This window comes from Streptantibioticus cattleyicolor NRRL 8057 = DSM 46488 (assembly GCF_000240165.1).
GTDB lineage: Bacteria > Actinomycetota > Actinomycetes > Streptomycetales > Streptomycetaceae > Streptantibioticus > Streptantibioticus cattleyicolor.
In genome coordinates this window covers 23,739-45,977 of record NC_017585.1, presented here as the reverse complement: position 1 = coordinate 45,977, position 22,239 = coordinate 23,739, and the positions used below count along the sequence as shown (strand labels likewise).

General features: G+C 72.0%; 17 protein-coding genes and 2 pseudogenes. 7 read left to right on the top strand and 12 right to left on the bottom strand.

The window, feature by feature from the left end:
• The first annotated feature begins 8 nt into the window (after positions 1 to 8).
• The 4 genes from SCATT_RS27730 to SCATT_RS40455 all read left to right on the top strand — a co-directional run bounded on the left by SCATT_RS27730 (position 9) and on the right by SCATT_RS40455 (position 8,475).
• Positions 9 to 7,013, top strand: coding sequence for a type I polyketide synthase (locus SCATT_RS27730; RefSeq protein ID WP_014152116.1), 7,005 nt, complete (start codon positions 9 to 11; stop codon positions 7,011 to 7,013).
• Positions 7,010 to 7,366, top strand: coding sequence for an acyl carrier protein (locus SCATT_RS27725; RefSeq protein ID WP_014152117.1), 357 nt, complete (start codon positions 7,010 to 7,012; stop codon positions 7,364 to 7,366). The genes SCATT_RS27730 and SCATT_RS27725 overlap by 4 nt, the downstream gene beginning before the upstream one ends.
• A complete protein-coding gene (locus tag SCATT_RS27720; protein WP_014152118.1) occupies positions 7,363 to 8,262 on the top strand; it encodes a thioesterase II family protein in 900 nt (299 codons plus the stop codon). Before SCATT_RS27725 ends, SCATT_RS27720 begins: the two co-directional genes overlap by 4 nt.
• A gap of 90 nt (positions 8,263 to 8,352) precedes the next feature.
• On the top strand, positions 8,353 to 8,475 hold the full coding sequence (locus tag SCATT_RS40455) for a hypothetical protein (RefSeq protein WP_265736676.1): 123 nt from the start codon (positions 8,353 to 8,355) through the stop codon (positions 8,473 to 8,475).
• A gap of 73 nt (positions 8,476 to 8,548) precedes the next feature.
• Here the strand turns inward: SCATT_RS40455 and SCATT_RS27715 are convergent, their stop codons facing one another.
• From SCATT_RS27715 to SCATT_RS27675, 9 genes are all read right to left on the bottom strand, one after another.
• Positions 8,549 to 8,911: a hypothetical protein gene (locus SCATT_RS27715; RefSeq protein WP_231904958.1), complete on the bottom strand. Its 363-nt coding sequence runs from the start codon at positions 8,909 to 8,911 to the stop codon at positions 8,549 to 8,551.
• 186 nt (positions 8,912 to 9,097) lie between these two features.
• Positions 9,098 to 9,397, bottom strand: a complete 300-nt coding sequence (locus tag SCATT_RS27710; protein WP_014152121.1) for a hypothetical protein — start codon at positions 9,395 to 9,397, stop codon at positions 9,098 to 9,100.
• Between the two features lie 67 nt (positions 9,398 to 9,464).
• Positions 9,465 to 10,349: an isocitrate lyase/PEP mutase family protein gene (locus tag SCATT_RS27705; protein ID WP_014152122.1), complete on the bottom strand. Its 885-nt coding sequence runs from the start codon at positions 10,347 to 10,349 to the stop codon at positions 9,465 to 9,467.
• 103 nt (positions 10,350 to 10,452) lie between these two features.
• Positions 10,453 to 11,610 (bottom strand): 2-methylaconitate cis-trans isomerase PrpF family protein, encoded by a 1,158-nt coding sequence (locus SCATT_RS27700; RefSeq protein WP_014152123.1) that lies wholly within the window; start codon positions 11,608 to 11,610, stop codon positions 10,453 to 10,455.
• Positions 11,611 to 11,645: 35 nt separating this feature from the next.
• Complete coding sequence (locus tag SCATT_RS27695; RefSeq protein WP_014152124.1) at positions 11,646 to 13,037, bottom strand: MmgE/PrpD family protein; 1,392 nt, start codon at positions 13,035 to 13,037, stop codon at positions 11,646 to 11,648.
• Between the two features lie 83 nt (positions 13,038 to 13,120).
• Positions 13,121 to 13,648, bottom strand: a complete 528-nt coding sequence (locus SCATT_RS27690; protein ID WP_014152125.1) for a LeuD/DmdB family oxidoreductase small subunit — start codon at positions 13,646 to 13,648, stop codon at positions 13,121 to 13,123.
• On the bottom strand, positions 13,645 to 14,892 hold the full coding sequence (locus tag SCATT_RS27685; protein ID WP_014152126.1) for a 3-isopropylmalate dehydratase large subunit: 1,248 nt from the start codon (positions 14,890 to 14,892) through the stop codon (positions 13,645 to 13,647). The genes SCATT_RS27690 and SCATT_RS27685 overlap by 4 nt, the downstream gene beginning before the upstream one ends.
• A gap of 223 nt (positions 14,893 to 15,115) precedes the next feature.
• Positions 15,116 to 16,168 carry an Lrp/AsnC family transcriptional regulator gene (locus SCATT_RS27680; protein ID WP_014626684.1) on the bottom strand — a complete coding sequence of 351 codons (1,053 nt, stop codon included), beginning with the start codon at positions 16,166 to 16,168 and terminating at the stop codon, positions 15,116 to 15,118.
• A gap of 509 nt (positions 16,169 to 16,677) precedes the next feature.
• Positions 16,678 to 17,109: a MarR family winged helix-turn-helix transcriptional regulator gene (locus tag SCATT_RS27675; RefSeq protein WP_014152129.1), complete on the bottom strand. Its 432-nt coding sequence runs from the start codon at positions 17,107 to 17,109 to the stop codon at positions 16,678 to 16,680.
• Between the two features lie 550 nt (positions 17,110 to 17,659).
• On the opposite strand from SCATT_RS27675, the gene SCATT_RS27670 reads away from it, so the two are divergent.
• Both SCATT_RS27670 and SCATT_RS27665 read left to right on the top strand, forming a co-directional pair.
• Positions 17,660 to 18,643 (top strand): amidohydrolase family protein, encoded by a 984-nt coding sequence (locus SCATT_RS27670; protein WP_014152131.1) that lies wholly within the window; start codon positions 17,660 to 17,662, stop codon positions 18,641 to 18,643.
• Positions 18,644 to 18,721: 78 nt separating this feature from the next.
• The gene (locus SCATT_RS27665; RefSeq protein WP_014152132.1) at positions 18,722 to 19,435 is read left to right on the top strand and encodes an SDR family NAD(P)-dependent oxidoreductase; all 714 of its coding nucleotides are present in this window, start codon (positions 18,722 to 18,724) and stop codon (positions 19,433 to 19,435) included.
• Between the two features lie 183 nt (positions 19,436 to 19,618).
• Here the strand turns inward: SCATT_RS27665 and SCATT_RS27660 are convergent, their stop codons facing one another.
• Complete coding sequence (locus tag SCATT_RS27660) at positions 19,619 to 20,047, bottom strand: DUF3592 domain-containing protein (protein WP_157894793.1); 429 nt, start codon at positions 20,045 to 20,047, stop codon at positions 19,619 to 19,621.
• 615 nt (positions 20,048 to 20,662) lie between these two features.
• Between SCATT_RS27660 and SCATT_RS39830 the strand changes: the two are divergent.
• Positions 20,663 to 21,142, top strand: a pseudogene (locus SCATT_RS39830) (GNAT family N-acetyltransferase); the annotation flags it as partial.
• Between the two features lie 96 nt (positions 21,143 to 21,238).
• On the opposite strand, the pseudogene SCATT_RS39825 reads toward SCATT_RS39830, so the two are convergent.
• Positions 21,239 to 21,361, bottom strand: a pseudogene (locus SCATT_RS39825) (NADP-dependent oxidoreductase); the annotation flags it as partial.
• Between the two features lie 61 nt (positions 21,362 to 21,422).
• Positions 21,423 to 22,231, bottom strand: a protein-coding gene (locus tag SCATT_RS36965) for an IS5 family transposase (protein ID WP_086010125.1) whose coding sequence is annotated in 2 segments (ribosomal slippage) — positions 21,423 to 21,892 and positions 21,892 to 22,231 — 810 coding nt in all. Because the reading frame shifts where the segments join, the coding sequence is not laid out codon by codon here.
• Positions 22,232 to 22,239 lie beyond the last annotated feature (8 nt).

The window sequence follows — 22,239 nt, the reverse complement described above, 5'->3', positions numbered from 1 at the left end:
CGAACCGGATGTCACCGGCTTCGACACCTCGTACTTCGGCATCACCCCCCAAGGAAGCCTCCCGGATCGACCCGCAGCAGCGTCTGCTGCTCGAGTGCGCGGTCGAGGCCCTCGACGACGCCGCCCTCGACATCAACGCCCTGGCCGGCAGCGAAACCGCCGTCATCACCGGTGTCTCCAACCACGACTACGCCGACCTCCAGGCGCGCCGCGTGCGTTCGACCAACCCCTACACCACGACCGGCGGATACCTGTCGATCACGGCCAACCGCGTCTCGTACGAACTGGATCTGACCGGTCCGTCCAGCGCCGTGGACACCGCCTGTTCCTCCGGCCTGACCGCGCTGCACCAGGCGTGCGAGCATCTGCGCACCGGTCACAGCCCGCTCGCCCTGGCGGGCGCGGTGAACGTGATGCTGTCGCCGGCCCCCTTCGTCGGCTTCGCGCAGGCCGGAGTGGTCTCGCCGACGGGTCGTTGCCACCCCTTCGGGGCCGCGGCCGACGGCTTCGTGCGCTCCGAGGGCGCCGTGATGCTCGTCCTGAAACCCCTGGCCGCCGCGCTCGCCGACGGCGACCGGGTGCATGGCGTCATCCTGGCCACCGGGGTCAACTCCGACGGCCGCACCGTGGGCCTGTCCGCGCCGAGTTCACGCACCCAGGCTGCTCTGCTGCGCCGGGTGTACGCCGCCGCGGGCATCGACCCGCGCGACGTGTCCTACGTGGAGGCGCACGGCACGGGGACCCTGGCAGGCGACCCCGTCGAGTGCGCGGCGCTGGGGGAGGTGCTCGGAAGCAGCCGTGCCGACGCGCCGCTTCCGGTCGGTTCGGTCAAGTCCAACCTCGGGCACCTGCAAGCGGTGGGCGGGATGGCGGGGGTCCTGAAGTCGCTGGTCGTGATCGAATCCCGTTCCATACCGAGGACTCTGCACGCCGATCCACCCAACCCGAAGATCGACTTCGACCGCCTCGGTCTGCGACCGGTACTCACCGCCCGCCCCGTTCCCGGCACCAGCCGTGTCGTGGTCGGCGTCAACTCCTTCGGCATCGGTAGTGCCAACGCGCACGCCGTGCTGGCCGCACCGCCGGTACGTTCGACGCCACCGGCCCGGGCCGATGTCGCCGTCGCGCCGGTCCGGCCGGTGCCGGTCGTCGTCTCCGCGCACACGCCCCAAGCGCTGACCGCCGCCCTGGAGTCCTGGGCGGAACACTTCACCGCTCTGGCCGCCGACTCCTCGCAGGGGCCCGAGGCCCTGTACGACGCCGCCTTCACCTCATGCCGACGACGGACCCGGCGCCGCCACGGTACGGCCTTCTTCGCAACCGACCTCACCCAAGCCGCCGAAGTCCTGACCCGGGCGGCGCGAGGACAGGAGGGCGGCACCACCACCGAACGCCGGGTGAACGGAGGCCGGATCGGCTTCGTCTTCTGCGGGAACGGCTCGCAGTGGGCAGGCATGGGAGCCCAACTCCTCGGCCAGGACCGCGCGTTCACCGCCGACGTCGAAGCCGTCAGCGACGAACTCGAACCCCTGCTCGGCTGGAACGTGCGCGAGGAGCTGGCCCACGCCGACGCCTCCCGCTGGGACCGTACGGAAGTCGCGCAGCCGATGCTGTTCGCCGTCCAGGCGGGCCTGGTCGCCGCCTTGTCCGCCCGGGGCGTCGATCCGCACGCCGTGATGGGACACAGCGTCGGGGAAGTGGCCGCCGCGTACTGCGCGGGCGGCCTCACCCGGGCCCAAGCCTGCCGCGTCATCGCCGCCCGCAGCCTCGCGCAGGCCGCCACCGTAGGGTCGGGAGGCATGGCCGCGGTGGGCCTGGGCGAAGACGCCGCCAGGGAACGGCTCCAGCGGGCGCGGCTGGACGACCGCGTGGAGATCTCCGCGATCAACTCCGACCAGGACGTCACCCTCGCGGGCCCGCACCAGGACCTCGCGGCCCTCGGCGCCGCACTCGATGCCGACGGTGTCTTCTTCCGGGACCTGCGCCTCGACTACGCCTTCCACACGCAAGCCATGGACCCCGTACGTGACCAGCGGACCCGCGCACTGAAATCCCTGGTCCCCGGCTCCTGCCGCATTCCGCTGATCTCCACGGTGACCGGCCGCGCCGAGTCGGCGGACGCGCTGGACGCCGAGTACTGGTGGGCCAACATCCGCCGCCCCGTCCGCTTCCACCAGGCCGCCACCGAACTGACCACCGGGGACGCCGCCTGCGACGTCCTGGTCGAAATCGGCCCCCATCCGGTCCTCACCGCCTACCTGCGACGCACCACCGCCGGCGCTCCCGCCCCCGGCGTGATCGTTCCCACCCTGTCCCGGACGTTCGCCACCGTGGACGCGCTGCGACAGACCGTCCTGCGCGTACTCGCCGCCGGGGCAGCGGCGGACTGGGACCGCTACTTCCCCCGTCCCGGCGCGGTGGCCGACCTGCCGACGGTGGCGTGGCAGCGCGAGCGGCACTGGAACGGCGACCCGTCCTGGTGGCGGGAAGACGCCCCCGGCGAGGACACCGCCGATGCCCACCCCCTTCTCGGATCCCGCCAAGCCGGCCCGGAAGCAGCGTGGTTGAACCGTCTGGACGCCGACCGGCTGTCGTGGATGGAGGACCACCGGGTCGCGGACGCCGTCGTCTGGCCCGCCGCGGGCTTCGTGGAAATGGCTCTGGCCGCCGGACGGAGCCGACACGACGAACCACTCGAAATCACCGGCCTGTCCATCGGCCGCGCCCTGACCCTCGACTGGAGCGCCGACCCGGCGAGCCCCACGGACGGCGACGACATCCACCTGGCCACCCACCTCGCCCAGGACGGCAGGCTCACCATCCGCAGCCGCACCGGCGAACAGGACTGGACCGAGCACGTCCGCGCCGGCGTACGGAGTCTGCTGCGCCCACAGCGCCCCCGGCTGGACATCACCGCCCTGAAACGCCGCCTGCCGAACCAGCGTCCCGCCATCGAGCACTACGCAGCCGCCCATCGGGCCGGTCTCGACTACGGGCCGGCGTTCCGGACCGTCACCCACCTGCACACCGGGCCGGACGAAGCCCTGGGACGCTACGAGTTCACCGCGCCGGTCCAGCCCGAGCCCGCAGTCATCGCCCACCCCACGCTGCTCGACGGCGCCCTGCAGAGCTGTCTGCCGCTGGTGTTCACCGCGGACCGCCCCGCCCCGTTCCTGCCCGCCCGCATCACCACCGTCCGCGGCTGGCAGCCCCTGCCCTCCTCCGGCTTCGTCCACGTCACCCGCGCCACCGGCCCCGACGCCCTCTGGGACATCGCCGTGTGCAACGACCACGGTGCTGTCTGCATGGAACTGCTCGGCTGCGAACTACGACGCTTCGACACCGCGACCGCCGACGAGCAGGACCGCCTCACCGTAGTCCTGCGCGCGGCGCCCCTCCCCGGCCAACCCGAGCCCGGCCGGAGCCCGCTGCCCGCCCCGCGGACACTGCCGGAACTGGTCAGGCAGCGGAACGACGCCCATCTGGGCCGGCTCCACCGGATCAGCGACGCCCTCCTGCCGAGACTGCTCGAAGTCTGCTCCCACTTCACGGCCCAGGCCATGCGCCACCTGCTCCCCGCCGCGAAGCACTCCTCGTTCGGCCTGGCCGACCTCGTCGACGCGGGGGTCCAGGCCAAACACGCCAAGCTCCTCGACGTCCTGCTGCCCCAGGCCGCCGGCCACGGCGCCCTCACCGCCACCGGACCCGGCGCCTGGAGCATCACGGCCACGCCACGCGCCGAGGAACTCTTCAGCCGTCTGCTCGAAGACTTTCCCGGCCAGTCCGTCACCGTCCTCACCTACGGTGAGTGCGCGGGCCGCCTCGCCGACGTCCTCACCGGTGACGCCAACCCGCTGGAACTCCTCTTCGCCGAGTCCGACAACCTCGTCCAACGGTTCTACGAGGCCAGCACCTTCGTCGCCCCGCACACCCACGCGCTCGTCGGCTGGATCCGCGACGTCGTCGACGGCTGGCCCGCCGACCGGCCGCTGCGCATCCTCGAGGTCGGTGCGGGCACCGGCGCCACCACCGCGGCCCTGCTGCCCCACCTGCCGCCCGAGCGCGTCCACTACACCTTCACCGACGTGTCACCCGCGTTCTTCCCCGCCGCCAAGAAGCGCTTCCACACCTACGACTTCCTCACCCACCAGGTCCTGGACGCGGGCGGCGACCCCGTGGCCCAAGGGTTCGAGCCAGGCGCCTACGACCTCGTCATCGCCGCGAACATCCTGCACGCCACGAGCGACATCACCCGCGCCCTGCGCGCCATGGCCACCCTGCTCGCCGACGGCGGCCACCTGATCGCCCTGGAAACCCACAGCGTGGAACTCCTGGCCCCGGTGTTCGGCCTGCTGGACTCCTTCTGGCTCCCCACCGACGAGGACGTCCGCCCCGACGGCCCACTGGTGCCCTACGACCGCTGGCCCGAACTCCTCGCCGACTGCGGCTTCCCGTCCACGGCCCATTACGACGACACCGCCGCCGACCGCCCCTACGTATCCCTCATCGTCGCGGAGCGCGGCGCCCACGCCGTCCCCGACAAGGCAACGGACCGTACTTCTCCCGCCCCGACGGCGCTCGACGACGCGGCACAGCGGTCCTGGCTGCTGAGCACACCTACCGCCGACGCCCCCACCGAACTGGCGCACCGGCTGACCCGGGCACTGCTCACCGCACGCCCCCACGACCGCGTCCACCACGTTGCGCGGGCAAGCGGCGCGGACCCCTGGGCCCGCGAACTGACCGGCGCCGCGGACGGCTCCGAGGCACCCCGACCGGTGAGCGACGTGATCCTCCTCGCCGAACCAGCCGGCGAGACAGCGCCACGGCAACACACCGACCACGGCGTACGGCAGCTTGCCGCGCTGCGTGACCTCGCCCGTGCCTGGAGCCGGAGCGAGCGGTCACGCGAAGGGAGCCTGCGTGTCTGGATCATCGACGCCGACAGCCAGCAGCCGCCCACCCCGCCGCCCTCACCCCATGGCGCCCCCCTGTGGGGCGCCGCGCGAAGCCTGGCGAACGAAGACCCCTCACTGAACATACGTCGCGTCGCCTTGACCGAACCCGGCAACGACGACACGGTCAAGCGTCTCCTGCACGAACTGCGGCATCTCCAGGGCAACCCCGAGGATGTCGTCGACGACGAGGTGGTCCTCACACCGCACGGGCGCTTCGCCACGCGGGTCACACCACTGCCCGCCACCGAGGCCACCTGCGAACCCGGGCCCCACTACGCACTGCACATCGATGCCACCGGACGCCACCCCGTCTTCACCTGGCGCGCCACCACCGCCCTCCACCCGGCCGAAGGAGAGGTCGTCATCCGCACCGCGGCGGCGGCGCTCAACCACCACGACCTGCTGACCGCCACCGGCAACGGTTCCCCGCCCGCGGCCCGGCGCCACGGATTCCTCGGCCTCGGCCTGGACTGCGCGGGCACCGTCACCGCCGTCGGCCCCGGCGTCACCCGTCTCGCACCGGGCGACCGCGTCGCGGCCATGGCCCACACCGCCCTGGCCTCCCACGTCCTCGCCTCCAGCGACCACGTCATACCGCTGCCCGACACCATGGAATTCACCGCGGCAGCCACCCTGCCCACCGCGTTCCTCACCGCGCACCACGCCCTCCAGCAGTGCGCCGCCCTGACCGAGGACGACACCGTCCTCGTGCACGCCGCCGCCGGGGGCGTCGGACTGGCCGCCGTGCACCTCGCACAGCGCGCCGGCGCACGCGTCATCGCCACCGCCGGCACCCCCGCCAAACGGAGCCTGCTGCGCCTGCTGGGCGTCGAGCACGTGCTGGACTCGCGCACCCTGGACTTCGCCGAGCAGGTCGCGGACCTGACCGACGGCCGCGGCGTCGACGTCGTCCTCAACTCCCTGCCCGGCGAAGCCCGCCTGCGCGGCCTGCACCTGCTCGCCCCGCAGGGGCGCTTCATCGAACTCGCCCGACGCGACGCGGAGCGGGACGCGCCACTGCCCGTCTCCCCGCCGGCCCGCAACGTCTCGTTCTTCGCAGTGGACACCCTCGACCTGCACGATCGACGCACGCCCCTGGTCCGGCGCCACTTCACGGAGCTGGCCGAAGCCGTCACCACCGGCCATGTGAGGCCGGTGCCCCATCACACGTTCCCCGCGCACCGCTTCGGGGAGGCCTTCGGTCTGCTGAACCACGCCCGGCACATCGGGAGGGTCGTCATCAGTTTCGACGCCCCACCGCCGGTCGCCGACGACAAGCCCGCGAGCGCACTCGACGCCGACGCCGCTTACGTCATCATCGGTGGCCTCGCGGCGTTCGGCGCCGCCACGGCCCGCCACCTCGCCGCACGCGGCGCCCGCCACCTCCACCTCGTCGGACGCCGGGGCGCCCGGACGCCCGGCGCCGAGGAACTGCTCGACGAGCTTCGCGCCGCGACCGTCGAGGTCACCGTCGACCGCGCCGACATCACCCGGCCCGGCGCCCTCGATCCGGTGCGCACCGCCCTGCGGGAACGGCGCCTGGGCGGTGTCGTGCACGCCGCCATGGTCCTCGCCGACGCTCCCTTGACCGACTGCGCCGACACCCACCTGGAAACCGTCCTCGCCCCCAAGATCACCGGACTTCACGCGCTCGCCGCCCTCGCCGAGGACCACGATCCCGACTTCTTCCTCGCCTACAGTTCGGTGGCCGCCCTCGCAGGCAACATCCAGCAAGCCCCCTACGCCGCCGCCAACGCCGCGATGGAAGCGCTGATCCGGGCCCGGCACCGCTGCGGCAGCCCCGCCCTCGCCGTTCAATGGGGCGTCATCGCGGACGCCGGATACGTCCACCGCACCGGACGCATCGACGAGATGGCCTCCTACGGCATGGCCCCCGTCACCGCCACCGACGCGCTCACCGCACTCGACCGGCTGCTCGACACCCGAACGGGCCCGTCGTCGCACTGGGCCGCTTCGACTGGGACAGCATCAGCCGCGTCCTGCCCCGCCTCGCGGCCCCCAGGACCGGCGCACTGCTCCAACAGCGTCAGGTGAGCACCGACAGTCTCACCACCTTGCGCGGCGAACTGGCCACGATGAGCGGCGACGAGGCCATCGTCCTGATCGAGGACAAGGTCGCCGAGCTCGCCGCCGCCGTCCTGCACACCTCCGTGGACCGCATCGACCGCACCAGCCGCCTCGACCTGCTCGGCATCGACTCCCTGATGTTCCTCGAACTCTCCACGGCACTGCACCGGCACCTCGGCTGCGACATCCCCACCCTGGAACTGATGGGCGCCGCCCACCTCCCCGACATCGCCAAACGGGCCCTGCACCGCATCCAGCGGCCGGGTTCCCCCGACCCCACCACGACCGTCGCCGTCCCGGAGCGGAGTGAACACGCGTGAACGCCCACGTTCCCACGGGCAATCCGGCCCGTCCCACCACCGCCATCGACCAACCGGACTTCGTCACCCTGCGCCCGGCCACCGGTGACGAACACCTCCTACGCCTCTACTGCATGCCGCCCGCGGGGATGAACGCCGCCTACTTCCAAGCCTTCACCCCCTACCTGCCGACCACCATCAGCGTGCACGCCCTGCAACTGCCCGGACGCGGACGCGCCACCGGCACGCCGGTGCACACCGACCCGCACCGCCTCGGACAGCTCCTCGCCGAACGCATCCGCCAGGACGACGACGGCCACCCGTACGCCGTGTTCGGTCACAGCGTGGGAGCGCTCATCGCCCACGAGACCGTCACATCCCTCACCCGGCAGGGACACCGCCCGCCCACCCTGCTCGCCCTGTCCGCCATGGCCGCCCCCCACCACCCCGACTTCACCGCGCGGGCTCCGGACGTCCTGCTCGGCGGCCGGGAGGGCATCGAGAAGCTCTTCGGCCGCCTGCCCGACCACGCCGCCCACGACCCCAGGGCGCTGATCAACACGTGGATCCCGAAGCTCGCCGATCTGCTGCTCGCCCTCCAGTCCCCGCCCCACCAGGGACCACCGCTGGACACCCAACTCGCCCTCTACGGAGGCGAGGACGACCCCGTCATCTCCCCGGATGCCTTGGCGGGCTGGAACGACATCACCAGCCGGCCCGCCACCCCGCGCCTCTTCCCCGGCAACCACACCTACCCCCTCGACAACGTCCAAGCCCTCAGCTCCCGGCTCACCGCCGACATCGTCACCTCCCTGCGAGGGTGGTACGTCCAGCCAACGGCCCCGGCTCACACGCGGGGGAGTGTCCATGAGCCTGTCATTCAAGGCCCGGTGTCGAACGTGACTCGAACTCGGTGAGCGTTTTCGCGGTTCATCAGAGGCGAAGGTGGCCTTCGTCCGATCCTGTGCTCCTCACAGAGGCAGCGGGACAGTACGAAGGCCGTGGTCGTGCGTTTGGGTCGTCAGGGTGTCCTGCGGGACGCGTTCGCGGACGTGTCGCGCTTCCGGTCGGAGCTGTACGCCTGTCTGACCGCGCGGGGCGACGCGTTGTTCGAGCAACTCCCCAAATGAAGTGCGAAGCGCCTATCCGCGGGCCTGCGCACCGTTCCCGGTGCGCGGGCCCGCGGTATGTCTGTCCGCTGGTTCAGCAGGCGGGCAGACCGGGCACGGCGTGGAACAGCCCTGCGCCGTCCACGTAGGGTGCGAAGGTCCAGGAATCGCCCACGTAGACCGGCTGGGGCTCCCCATCGTCTACAGCCGTGGTGCGGTACCAGACGTCTCCGGCGTTGCCGACGTTTCCGCCAGCCACCCAGCAGTCCACGTAGACCGAGTTGCCCGGTGAGAGGGTGATGTTGTCGTACTTGCTGGATCCCGCGTCAGGGGCGATGTAGACGCCCACGTGGGCGGGGCCGCCCAGTTGGACCCACTGCGGGGCGAGGCCGTGGTTGTTCGGGTTCGGGTCGGCGGACGCCTGCGAGGTCGCGCAGAAGATGGATGTCCCAGCCATGACGAGCGCGGCGAGAGCCTTGGTGACACGGGCCATAGTGTGTTTCCCCCGGTTCCTCCGGCCCCTGTGGGGCCGGTCGGTGTACGAGCAAAACGCACCTTGGCCATGCGGTCCAGACCATAATTGGCCAGGATTCTCCAGCAGAGGCTGCCGAGGCGGCCTGTGAGGACTTGGGCCTGAAGTGGCTCATCCGCCCAGCGCCCCGCTCCCGTTGCACGGTAGCGGCGCAAGTTCCCCCAACGGCCGCCCGTCGGCGACCCCGGCGAACAGCACCGGGCGCGGTCCCGGCGGGTCGGACTGCGGTCGGCGCCGCGAGGCCGGCGCGTCCGGACCGGCGAAGGCGTGCTCACGCCGGCGGGCAGCGACCCTGTAGCGCCAGCCGCGGGCGATGGCGACCTCGGCGGTCGCGGCGAACGACTCCCGGTCCGACCCCTTGATCAGAGCCTCGGGCCGCACGTCGACCAGCCGGACGCCGTGACGGGTCACCGCGAGGCAGTCCGGACCGTGACGCCCACGGCGCGCGCCGGTTGCCGCCCCGGCCGTGCCGCGGACGTCATGCCGGATCCGGGGTGCCGGCCCGGTACCGCTCGGCCACGGCGGACCATTCGCGCAGGCCGACGAGGTCGAACAGGCCCCGGGGCCCCGGGGTGAAGTCGGCGGGCGGGGTACCGCCGAGGCGCCGCAGGGCGTCGAGACCGGCGAGCACACCGGGGACGAGAAGGGCACCGGGGTGGATCGCGATGCGGTAGCCGAGAGCGGACAGCGTGCCGGGGGCGGTGTCCGGCGTCAGCCCCCCGTACACCATGTTGATCAGCAAGGGGGCCTCGACCTGGGCGGCGATCTGCTCGATCTCGTCGACGTCCCGCGGGGCCTCGACGAAGAGGACGTCGGCGCCGGCCGCGGCGTAGCGGTTGGCGCGGTCGACGGCCTCGTGGATGCCGAGCGGTCCGCGGGCGTCGGTGCGGGCCACGATCACGGTGTTCTCGTCGGCGCGGGCGTCCAGCGCGGCACGCAGTTTGTCCTCGAACTCCCGCGCCGATACGAGTTCCTTGCCGGGCAGGTGGCCGCACTTCTTCGGGAACGCCTGGTCCTCCAGCTGGACGGCGGCGACGCCCGCCTGTTCGTAGGCGCGCACGGTGCGGACCACGTGCATGGGGCCGCCGTAGCCGGTGTCGGCGTCCGCGATCAGGGGGACGTCGCCGAGTGCTTCGGCGGCGACGCGGGCGCGGTCCACCATCTCGGTGGCGGTCAGCAGGCCGATGTCCGGCAGTCCGTAGCCGGCGGCGGCCACGCCCGCGCCGGTGAGGTAGGCGGCGGAGAAGCCGCAGCGGGCGACCAGATGGGCGCCGAGTCCGTCGTAGACACCGGGGGCGGTGATCAGGCCGGGTCCGGCGAGGAGGTGGCGCAGGCGGGCCCCGGGGCTGTTGGTCGTGGTCATGGTCTCCCTCGTGACGTGGTGTCGGTGGGGCGGGTCGGGGCCGTCGGCGGCTGCCGCCCGGGGAGGCGGTGCTCCGTCGGACGCGTGCGGTGCGCCGCCTTCCTCAGCGGGCCGGGACGTAGGCCGTGCCGTCCATCAGGCGGCGCGCGGTGCGGCTGAAACCCAGCAACTGGAAGGCGACGCCGGGCGGTTCGCCGGTCGTGGTGGCCCTGACCCGGCTCGCGGTGATCCCGGACGGATGGCCGATCAGCAAGGTGTCCGGGACCAGGTTCCGCGCCACCTCGGCGACGATCGACCCCGGCACGCGGGAGGCGGCGGCGAGCGACACCGAGGCGGTGCCGGCGATGCTTTCGTGCAGGCGGTTCATGAAGACCAGCCGGACCCGCAGATCCATCGCGGCGGCGTCGGCGCGGCCCCCGTCGAGCGTGGGGTATCCGCCGGGCGGGGCGACGAGCCCGATCAGGGGGAGTCCGCGGGTGGCGTCGTCGTCGACGCCACGCCAGTCGTAGCCGGGGCACAGCAGCGCGGTCACCCGGCCGCGGATCTCCCGCAGCCTGTCCAGCAGCCCGTGGTCCTGGTCGATCTCGTCCTTCAACTCGCTTCCCCAGCAGCCGAGATCCGCGGCGCGCACCCACACCACGGTGTTGCCGGCGTCGCACAGGGTGAACGGGAGGCGGGCGCCGCCGTCCAGGGTGACCGTGTCGACGGGGTTGCCGGTGGGCAGCAGGTGTCCGGTGCTCGCGCCGATCGTGGACGACCAGTCCATGACGATTTCCGCTCCGGTGCCCGGCACACCGGGGAGGGCGAAGTCGCCCGCCACCTCGGCCCGGCCGTCGCGGACCGGGACGTCGGCGACGATGATCGTGCCGGTGTTGGTGTTGTGCACGCGGACCCGGGTGGTTCCCTCGACGGCGGGCACGAGTCCTTCGTCCACGGCGAAGGGGCCCACGCCGCTGGAGATGTTGCCGCAGTTGCCGCCGTAGCCGATGCCGTCCGATTCGATCTCGATCTGGGCGAAGGTGTAGTCCACATCCGCGTCGTCGCGGCCGGAGAGGGCGATGACGGCGACCTTGGAGGTGATCGGCCGGGAACCGCCCAGACCGTCGATCTGGAGCACGTCGGGCGAGCCCATGACGCGCTTGAGCACCCGGTCCCGCTCCGGGCCCGGCCGGGGAAGGTCGCTGTCGTGGAAGAACAGGCCCTTGCTCGTCCCGGCCCGCATCAGTACGCAGCGGATGGCCGCCTGGTCGCCGGTTGCCATGGTGTCCTCCTGACGGGTGTGGGGATGTGACGCGGTCAGGCCGCGGTGAGCAGGCGTTGCAGCCGGACGAGCGAAGGGGCTTGGTGGAGGGTCCGGATCTCGGCGGCCAGTGCCCGGCGGGTCCCGGCTCCGTAGACCGCCGCCGCCGCGCTGTCGAACTTCGCCTCGACCAGCTCCCAGGACAAGGTGGTGCCCGGCTCACCGGACGGCTCGTCGACGCGCGCCTCGATGTCGCGGCCGTCGGGCCCGTGCCAGGTCAGCACCGCTCCGGCCGGGGTGATGGCGTCGTCCGCCGAGACGCTGACCCGCGAGGCCAGCCGCCTGGTCGCGGGATCGCCGATGCGGCGGTAGCTGTCCCACGTGACGGTGGCGTCCAGCAGCGCGGCGGCGATCTGGAAGTAGACGCTGAACTGGCCGTCGACCGTGTTGACCGGGGTGACCTTGCGGTCCTCCGGGGCGCCGACGATGGCGTACGCCTCGGGGGAGATCCGGACCGTCAGCCGGCCCTCGTCGAGCGGCCGGCCGGACAGGGCGTCCCGCAGGCGGCGGGCGGCGTCGATGGCACCGTGGGTGAGGCGGCACGACGGGTACGGCTTGATGCCGGTGCCGGTCAGCCGCCACTCGGTGCCCAGCCCCGCGACGAGCGCCGCGGGCTCGGGCGCCGCGCTGTAGCCGGCCAGCAGGCCCAGGTCGCCCTCGATCGCCTGGGCGGCGCCGATGACACCGGCCGAGGCGAGGGCCACCGCGAGCAGGGCGTTGCGCGCGGCGAGCCCGGGGTGCAGGCGTTTGTTCCAGCCGCCGTTGGCCAGGTACTGCATGGATCCCGCCGCCATGGACCCGGCCAGGCCGAAGGCGTGCTCCAGCCGCTCGGCGTCCAGGCCACGGAGCCGGCCGACGGCCGCCACGGCTCCGAACACGCCCGCGATCGCGGTGGGGTGGAACCCGCGGCGGTAGGCCCCTTGACCCAGGGCCGCGCCGAGGCGGCAACTGGTCTCGTAGCCGACCGCGACGGCGGTCAGGAAGCCGGGCCCGGAGACGTCGGTGTCCTGCGCGGTGGCGAGTGCCGCGGGGATGACGGCGGCCCCGGGGTGCAGCCCGCCGCCGATGAAGGTGTCGTCGAAGTCCAGGCTGTGCGCGTGGGCGCCGTTGAGGAGGGCCGCGTACTCGGTGGGCAGGCGCCGCGACTGCCCGATCACGATCGCCCCGCCGTCCCGGCCGGCCAGGTGCGTGACGCCGTCCCGGAGCGCCTGGCTGGACTCCGCCTCGCGGGCGCCGAGCGCCGTGACGCCGACGAAGTCGAGCAGGCACTGCTGAAGGCGCTCGACCACGGCGGACGGCAGGGCGTCGTAACGGGTGTGTGCCGCGAAGGCGGCCAGGTCGGCGGTGGGTGAGGTGGTCCTGTCGGTGTTGTGCGGTGGAACGGTCATCGCTGTCCTGCCTGCGGGTGTCGAACCGGTGGTGGGTCCCGGGGCCCGCGCGGGGAACCCGGGCGCGTCGGCGCGGGGGCCGGTCAGGGGGTCGCCCCGGTGCCGGGGGGTTCCGGGGGCAGGTATCCCTGTCGCCGGAGCCGGGGGAGGACACCACCGCTGGCCAGGATCTCCAGGACCAGCGGCGGCAACGGCTTGCCCCGGCCCTCGGCCCCGGTGGTCTCGTTGCGGTACGTGCCGTCGGCGATGTCGAAGCTGCCCCGGTCCCCGTCGTGGAACAGGGCGGTGACGCCGGGCGCGTTCAGCGCGGGCAGGCCGGCGTTGACGGCGTTGCGCAGGAAGAGGGAGTTGAACTCCTCGGCCACCAGGGCGGCCACGCCGAGATGCTGGAAGAGCTGGGCGACCGGCCGTGAGGAGCCGAGACCGAAGTTGGTTCCGGCGACGACGATGTCGCCCGGCGTGACCTGGCGCGTCCAGCCGGGCCGCACCTCGTGGAAGACGTGCTCGGCGGCTTCGGACACGTCCATCTTCATGGCGAAGGCCGGGTACATGGCGTCGGTGTTCAGACCGTCGCCGAACACCCACACGCGTCCGGTGACGAGAAGGGTCACGAGGTCACGCTCCTCGGGTCGGTGATGTGTCCGGCGACGGCGGAGGCGGCGACGGTGGCGGGGGAGGCCATGTAGATCTCCGCGTCGGTGCTGCCCATGCGGCCGGTGAAGTTGCGGGTGGAGGAGGTGACGCAGACCTCCCCCGGGCCGAGCAGCCCCATGTGGTAGCCGAAGCAGGCGCCGCAGGTGGAGTTGGTGACGACACCGCCCGCGTCGGCGATGGCCTGGAGGTAACCCAGGCGCATCGCCTGCCGGTAGACCTCCTGGGAGGCGGGGGTGACCAGGAGCCGTACGCCGTCCGCGACCCTGCGTCCGCGCAGCACCTCCGCGGCCACCCGCAGATCGTCCAACTGCCCGTTGGCGCAGGAGCCGATGAAGGCCTGGTCGACGCGCCGGGGCTCGATGCGGGAGACCGGGACGCCGTTGCGGCTGACGGTGCCGGGCCGGGCGACGTACGGTTCCAGGGCGTCGAGGTCGACACGGCGCACGTCCGCGTACGTGGCGTCCGGGTCGGGCTCCGCGGCCCGGTAGTCGGTCACACCGCGTGCGGTGAGGAAGTCGCGCAGTACGTCGTCGGCGCCGAAGGTGGCGAAGTCGGCGGAGACCTCGGCGGCCTGGGTGGCGATGGTGCGGCGGTCGTTGAGCGGGACGCTCGCCAGACCGGGGCCGGCGAATTCCAGGTTCTGGTTGGTGGCGTCACCGTAGGTGTCGGCCAGGTACAGGAAGACGTCCTTCCCGCTCACGCCCGCCGGGAGGGCGCCGTGGAACTCGTAGCGCACGGTCGGCGCGACCTGGAACCAGGTGGTGCCGGTGCACAGGATGGAGTAGACCTCGGCGGGGCCCAGCCCGCGCGCCGCGGTGTTGTAGGCACCGGCGGCGCAGGTGTGGGAGTCGGTGCACGCCAGGACCTCCCCGGGGCGGGCCAGCCCGTTCTCCGCGACGACCTGGTGGCAGATACCGTGCCGGCCCACGTCGTAGAAACGGTCGATGCCGAAGTCCGCGACGAACTTCCGTGCCCGCGGGCCTCCTTGGGCGTCCTTGAGGGTGGGGGCCGGCACGGCGTGGTCCATGACCACCGCGACCTTGCCGGGATCGTGGATGCGCAGGGGCTGGACCCACCCCGTCGCGAACTGAAGGTCGATCAGCACGCACATGTCGACCTCGACGGTCACCACGTCACCGGGCCCGACCCGGGGCACCCCGGCCTTGCGGGAGAGCAGCTTCTCGATCATCGTCATGCCCATCGGTCCCACCCCTTTCCCGCGGGCCGACGGCACTCGAACGCCCGGCTCCCTCGGCCGCTGCCCGATACGGTCTCTTCACTCATGCGGGAAGTGAATCCCCGGGCGAGTGCGAGCCCCCCGGAATCGCGGAAAACCGGTGACGGATGCCCTGGCGGTCACGGAATACGACGTCTCGGCATCCTCCGTGCGGGAAACCGACACGGGCGGCCGACCGTGCCGGTGGTTACACCTCCGCGCGGTGGGGAGGCGCCCACAGATCGACCGGGACCACACCCGTGGCGTGCCATGAGGCATCCAGCAGCCGGCCCCACGACTTCACCGGACGCAGCACCACCCGCTGGTCGACCACCCGGACCGCGGGCAACGTCGCGCACAGGCGGTCGAGGACGGCACCGAGACCGTCCAGCCGGTGCAACTGGACCATCAGCAGAAGGTTGGCCGCACCGGCGACGGACATGCACACACGGGTCTCCGGCCAGCCACCCAGTTCCACACCGGCCCGCTCCAACTGGTCGCCGGGGACCGACAACCACAGCGCCAACTCCGCGGGCCAGCCGCCTTCCCCACGGGTGAAGTCGGTCCGGAAGGCCAGCATGCCCCGCCGCACCAACGAGGCCATCCGCCGCCGGACCTGGTGCTCCGGCACGCCGAGAGTACGCGCCAGGTCCTGGTAGCCCGCCCTGCCGTCATGCTGAAGCGCCAGGTACAGCTCGCGCTCGGGCGCGTCGAACACCAGCGACCGCTCGGCGAGGCGCTGATCCTGCCCGGCTTCCGCCCCGGTCACCGAACGCCGCTGGTCGCCGTCGATCGCCCCCAGCCGCCACCGCGTCCCGCTGAACCATCCGGTCCCGACATGGGTCCGCGCCCGTACCGCTCCGGCCACCCGCGGAACCTCGTCCAGCAGCAGCGCGCCGAGGGACGCCATGTCCCCGGCGAAGACCATCGCGTGGACGGCGTACTCGCCACTGGTGAGGTAGACGCTGGCCACCTGCGGCAGCGCCGCCAGCGCCCGCCCCACCTCGTCCGCCCGTCCGGGACGCACCTCGATCTCGCACACCCCGAACGTCATCGCCAGCCGTGGCCCGGGCACCGAGGACACCCACGCGTGACCAGAGGCGACCAGCCGCCGCCAGCGACGCGCGGCCGTCCCCGGGGTGATCCCCAGCGCGGCCCCCAGCCGCTCGAAGCTCACCCGCGGATTGACGTGCAGGGCGTCCAGCAGGGCCACGTCGACTTCGTCAACAGGGTGCTTCCGCGTCTGGTCCACACCGGACATTATCGAGCGCGACGTTCCGGCGACGGCGCTCGGACGAAGTGGAAGCCGCCCCGGCACACGGAGCGAAACCGCCGGAGGTACGGCACGGTGGAATGCGGCCGGAGCACCGTTCCGGCGGGCGAGTCGGCCGAAGGGGTTGACACCCGCCGTAGCGACGTCAGACGCAACCTCACCCGAACCCGCTCGACGCTCGTCATACGGCACAGCAAGAGGCCCGGGACCGCACCCGGCAGCTTCCCGCCCCCCCCGGGCGCCGGGTGAGGACAGGGCGGAAAGGGCCAGACGTATCCGGTCGCGGCGAGTTCTGTTGGTTCGGGGCCGCGCGGCGTCCGCGGGATGTCCGCGTGACCGGTGCGGCACCGCCCGCCGTATCACCGAGCAGGCGCCCGCGTTACGTCACCCTCGCCCAACCCGGCCGTACCGCCGAGCCGTCGCGGTGGCTCCGCTGCATGGCCCGACTCCCGGGCACGCCTGGGTGACGGTTTCGGGACGCCGTGGCATGCGTCGCTTCAGCTTCGGCCGAGTAGCTGGGACTCGATGCGTCGGAGCGCGGTGATCACCGCGTCTGCCTCGGCGGCGTCGGAGACGGCCTGGTCCAGGAGGCGGCTCCACGTGTTCTGGAGGTGCCGCAGGTTTTCGGCCGCCTTCTGTGTCGGGTACAGGCGCACGCGCCGGGCGTCGTCGGGGTCGGCTTCGCGGCGTACCAGGCCCTTCTGCTCCAGCTTGCGGAGCGCCCGGCTGAAGTTGCTGGAGATCAGCCGGGTTGCCTCGGCCGCCTGGGTCGCGGTGGCGCCCGGCTGGTGGTCGATGTAGCGCATGACGGCTGCTTCGAGCGGCGTCCACGGCTCCGCCGCGTCCGCCTTGGCCGCGTGAAGGTGCCGGCTGATCGCCAGGATCAGGTCGGCCAGCTCGAACAGTCTGTCCTTCTGCTTGTCGTCCACGTCCCCCAGTGTAGATTACCTGTCAGTCGATAGCTATCGGTTGACAGGTAACTGCGGTCGGCCTAGGTTTGCCCATATGTGAGCAGGAATCGCTCCGCAGGGAGGTTTGCGGTATCCATGCGCGGTGCTGGTCGGCGCTGTTCCGTTCGGATCGACGTGTTTCCCCGTGTGGCGGTGGACGTTCCTGCTGGGGTCGGCCGCGGGGCAGGCGGGCCGCTGTCCGACGGCTACGGCCGGCGGGGACCATTGCTGGTCGGGGCACCGCCCGGCGGGGCGGATCCCGGCTCCTGGGGCGCCGGGCCTCCCCGTTCCCGTACCAGGCAGCCGGGGTTCATACGCGGCCGGGCCACGCGGTACCCCACGCGACCGGGGCCGGGTCGGCCGTCGTCGGCGTGGCCCCGGCCGGCCTGGCCGCTGCCTGGTTCGCACTCTTCCCCAAGGGCGTCCCCGCCGGGCAGAGCCACTCCGCACCAGGTGAGACCCCGCACCGCCGTCGTCCCCCCGCCAGAGCGCGGGAGTGTGCGCTCGCGACACCGAAGGAACCCTGAGCATGCCCCTCATCGCCATCGAAGAACACTGGACGCTGCCGGAGCTGACCTCCGCCCTCAAGGCCGTGGTCCACCCGGACGAGAGCCTGTTGTTCAACGAGCGCGGTGACGCCGGCGAGCGCCTCGAAGACCTCGGCGCCGGCCGGATCGCCGCCATGGACGACCAGGGCATCGACCTGGCCGTCCTCGCCCTCACGCCGCCGGGAACCCAAGCCCTGCCCGCCGAGAAGGCAGTCACACTCAGCCGCCTCGCGAACGACACCGCAGCCGAAGCGGTCCGCGCCCACCCGACACGCTTCCGGTCACTGTCGACCCTGCCGATGTCGTCACCGCGGCACGTCGCCGCCGAACTCGAACGCGCCGCGGCCCAGGGCCACGTGGGAACCATGGTCTACGGCCGATCCGGCGACCGACTCCTTGACGACCGTGCCTACGACGACTTCTTCGCCACCGCCGCCGGCCTGGGCCAACCGGTCTTCATCCACCCGCAGATCCCCTCCGACGCGCTGCGCGACGCCACCTACCGTGGCTTCGACCCCATGACCGACCTCGCGCTGGCCACCTTCGGCTGGGGCTGGCACGTGGAAGCGGCGACCGCGGCACTCCGGCTCATCCTGCGCGGCACCTTCGACCGCCATCCCGAACTGCGAGTCGTGCTGGGCCACTGGGGTGAGCTGCTGCCCTTCTGGCTCGACCGCGCCGACAGCCTCGCCCGCATCGCCGACCTCGAGCGGCCGGTCTCTGACTACATCCGCACCAATTTCTTCCTCACCACCTCGGGAATGCTCAACCCCGCCCTGCTGCACCACGCCCTGACGGTCACGACCACCGACCGGCTGATCTTCTCCACCGACTACCCCTTCCAGCAGCCCACCCGAGCCGAGATCGACACCTTCTTCGGCCAACTCGCCACCGACGCGGACCGCCACAAGGTCCGCTCGGCCAACGCCGCCGCCCTCTTCGGCATCGACCCCACGACCCTCTGACCAACAGCCCGAACGGGACGAACTCCCACGACCCGAGCCGCACAAGCACCCGCACCAGCGCCACGGAGATGATGCGACATGTCGCAGCCCCCCACCATCGAGCACACCCGAACCGCCCTGATCGTCGGAGCGTCCCGAGGACTCGGATGCGCCATGGCGGCCGAACTCGTCGGCCGAGGATGGTCGGTCATCGGCACCGTCCGCGGCAGCGCCCGTACCCCGCTGCACGACCTCGCCGACCAACACCCCGACCACATCCGTATCGAACACCTCGACATCAACAACCCCGAAGAACTCGCGCCCCTGCACAAGCGACTGGCCGGAGCCGAACTCGACGTCCTGTTCGTCAACGCGGGCACCACCAACAACGAGCAGACCCCCATCGGAGCCGTCCCCACCCAGGACTTCATCGATGTCATGGTGACCAACGCGCTCAGTCCGCTGCGCGTCATCGAAGCACTCGACGACCTGGTCACCCCCACCGGCCTGATCGGCGCGATGTCCTCCGGCCAGGGCAGCATCACCAACAACACCAACGGACTGCGCGAGGTCTACCGCGGCAGCAAGGCAGCCTTGAACATGTTCATGCGCAGCTACGCCGCCCGGCAGACCGACACCGACCGCTCCCTGCTCCTCATGGCCCCGGGCTGGATCCGCACCGACCTCGGCGGCGACGACGCCCCGTACACGGTTGAAGAGAGCATCCCGCTCATCGTGGACGTACTGCTCTCACACCTCGCCGCCAAGGGCCTCGCCTACCTGGACCGGAACGGCCAGACGGTTCCCTGGTGACCTGGAACGCCCATCGGCCGGCCGTACGTGGAACGGGCCGGCCGAACGGGGTTCCTGCGCAGAAGGCGGGCATCCGCGTGGTCCCCTTCCCGTGGACCACCACCACCACCACCGCCGCCGCCGACTGCTGCGCGCTTGTCGATCAGGAACGCTGCCACAGATGCCCACGGGGGATCGGGTGAGCTACAGCGAGTGGTGTCGCACGCCGATGCCGGAGACCATCGAGAGGAGGCCCACCGCGGTGAACGCCACACCGAACAGCATGAGGACGGCGACCTGCCCCCAGCGCCGGGAGGCGATGTCGATGCGGGCCTTCGCCGGTGCGCCGGGCAGGTAGATCATCGGCACCTCCCCGCCGACCGGCAGCTTGCCGGTGCCCGACAGCGCGCTCCGGTACTCGTGCGACGTACCGTCCGCATCGACGAAGCCAACCACCGCGTGCCGGGAACGCGTCTCACCAGTGCTGCTGACGGTGTGTCGAACCACCACCCCCCGGACGCGAACCCCCTCGCGCCGCAGCCGACACTGCAGGGCGATCTCGTAGACAGCGATTCCGATCACCGTCAACCCCAACAGCACGGGCACCAGCCGGCCCCACACGATCGCGTCCACCTCTCCCCGGCCTTCGCCGACCCCGTTCCTTCTCATGCTTCGCCGAAGAAGACGCCGCGCACGTCTGATCGGGTTCCCGGCCACCAGCGCCCGCGAGCGTCGGCGACGGGCCGAGCTGGTCGAGCGTGTCCGGTAGCTGACGGATGCGCCCGGACCACAGGCACCTCCGCCCTACCTTCCGGCCACCCGGGGACCATCACACCCACTCAGGGCAACGGGGAACGTGCCGGTCACGTGGCCACCGCCTCCGGCGGGACCCGCACGTGCGGCAGACAAGGAACGGCACGCGTGTTGCCGGTACACCGAGAGCACCCGGCACAAGCTCGCGCGCCTGGTCAGGCCCAGTGTCCTCGCCGAGCCCGAACCCGGTTGTCCGCCCGGCACCGCCCGAGCAACTCCCCGTCACCACCGCTGAGTTCGGCCCGGTTCCCCTGACCACAGGTGTCACCGTGCTGCTGGCCCCCGGACGCCCCGAACCTCGCCGAGGCCCGGCCCCCGGTCGCGAGCGCAAGCCCTGCCGATTGGCTCGGAGCCGGCCCGAAAACCTCTTGGACGGCACGAGGACCCGGCTGCTGCAATGGGAGACGCCGCTGTTCGAGACGAAGGGATGCGGCGATGACCGAGATCAGGCTGCGCCTGTCGGTGCGCGGCCTCACCGAGGCTGACCTGCCGTCCTGCGGCTGGGCAGGCTCACCCAAGCACGTGCGCGAACTCGCCGGTCACATACGCCGCGCCGAGGCGGGCGAGATCGACTACCTGGCGGTGTGCACGCCGGCCGGGCTCCCGGTGGCGATCGGCGGCATCGACTACACGGTCACGCCCGGCGCCGGCACGCTCTGGCAACTCAGCGTCCACCCGGCCCTGCAGTCCTGCGGAATCGGCACCCTGCTGATCCGCTCCGCCGAGCAGCGGATCGGCGCCCGCGGCTTGACCCGCGCCGAACTCGGCGTCGAGGAAAGCAACCCGCGCGCCCGCGCCCTCTACGAACGCCTGGGCTACCGGGCCTTCGGCCGCGAGCTCGACTCCTGGGACGTGGAGGCCGAGGACGGCTCGCTCCAGCGGTACGAGACGATGTGCACGCTGATGCGCAAGGATGGCCGGGTCGGGCAGCAGACCCGGGTCGACGCGCTGTGCGACGGAGGGGTCCAGCAAGGCGAACTCGCGCCAGCCCAGGTCGTGTCGCACGAGATCGCCTGGGGCGAGACCGGTGCCTGGGGCGGACACGACCTCGCCGATCGCGGGGCCGTACAGCGGCTCACCGAGTGCGAAGGGTCGCATCGGTACGTTGGTCGACTCGTCCATGAGCGTCCGCATGACGGCGGCCACGCTCATCACCACGTTGCGGACGAGGAGTTGGCCGGGCTTACTGATCGTTTCAGAATGAGGTTCGTAGGCGGCGCAGGCATATGAGGCTGCAGGCCAGTTCGAGCAGGCCCTGGTGGATGTCTGCGCGTCGCTCGTAGCGGATGCGGAGTCGCTTGAACTGGTGCAGCCAGGCGAAGGCACGCTCGACCACCCAGCGGACCTTGCCCAACCCGGAGCCGTGGGCGACGCCGCGTCGGGCGATCATGGGCTTGATGCCGCGTTTCCACAGCAGGCGGCGGTACTTGTCGGAGTCGTAGCCCCGGTCCGCATACAGCCGCCGGGGCCTGCGGCGGGGGCGGCCCCGCAGGCCCCGGATCGGCGGGACCGTGTCCAGCAGGGGCAGGAGCTGGGTGACATCGTGCCGGTTGCCGCCGGTGAGGGTGACGGCGAGCGGGGTGCCGTGACGGTCGACGATCAGGTGGTGCTTGGAGCCGGGGCGGGCCCGGTCGACGGGCGAGGCACCGACGTGATCCCCCCTTTCAACGCCCGGACGTGCGAGCCGTCCACGGCAAAGTCGTCCAGGTCCAACAGATCGGCGCGGCGCAACTCGCTGAGCAGGGCGGCGTGCAGGCGGGGCCATACACCGGCCTCGGTCCAGTCCCGCAGCCGGCGCCAGGCCGTCACCCCGGAGCAGCCCACGGTCTCCGCAGGGACATCCCGCCACGCGACACCGGTCCGCAACACGTACAGGACGCCCGCGAGCGCCACTCGGTCGGGAACACGCAGCCGCCCGGGGTGGCGACGGCGCCGTTCGGGAGCGGGCGGCAACAGCGGGGCCACCCGCTCCCACAGATCGTCAGGAACAAGATCAGCACGCACCCCGGACA

What these genes read in the sequence shown, in the direction of transcription:
- SCATT_RS27715 (WP_231904958.1), bottom strand. Translation starts at nt 8,911, where the DNA reads ATGGCTGGGACATCCATCTTCTGCGCGACCTCGCAGGCGTCCGCCGAC.
- SCATT_RS27665 (WP_014152132.1), top strand. Translation starts at nt 18,722, where the DNA reads ATGTCGCAGCCCCCCACCATCGAGCACACCCGAACCGCCCTGATCGTC.
- SCATT_RS27670 (WP_014152131.1), top strand. Translation starts at nt 17,660, where the DNA reads ATGCCCCTCATCGCCATCGAAGAACACTGGACGCTGCCGGAGCTGACC.
- SCATT_RS27705 (WP_014152122.1), bottom strand. Translation starts at nt 10,349, where the DNA reads ATGACCACGACCAACAGCCCCGGGGCCCGCCTGCGCCACCTCCTCGCC.
- SCATT_RS27680 (WP_014626684.1), bottom strand. Translation starts at nt 16,168, where the DNA reads ATGTCCGGTGTGGACCAGACGCGGAAGCACCCTGTTGACGAAGTCGAC.
- SCATT_RS27700 (WP_014152123.1), bottom strand. Translation starts at nt 11,610, where the DNA reads ATGGCAACCGGCGACCAGGCGGCCATCCGCTGCGTACTGATGCGGGCC.
- SCATT_RS27695 (WP_014152124.1), bottom strand. Translation starts at nt 13,037, where the DNA reads ATGACCGTTCCACCGCACAACACCGACAGGACCACCTCACCCACCGCC.
- SCATT_RS27730 (WP_014152116.1), top strand. Translation starts at nt 9, where the DNA reads ATGTCACCGGCTTCGACACCTCGTACTTCGGCATCACCCCCCAAGGAA.
- SCATT_RS27685 (WP_014152126.1), bottom strand. Translation starts at nt 14,892, where the DNA reads ATGGGCATGACGATGATCGAGAAGCTGCTCTCCCGCAAGGCCGGGGTG.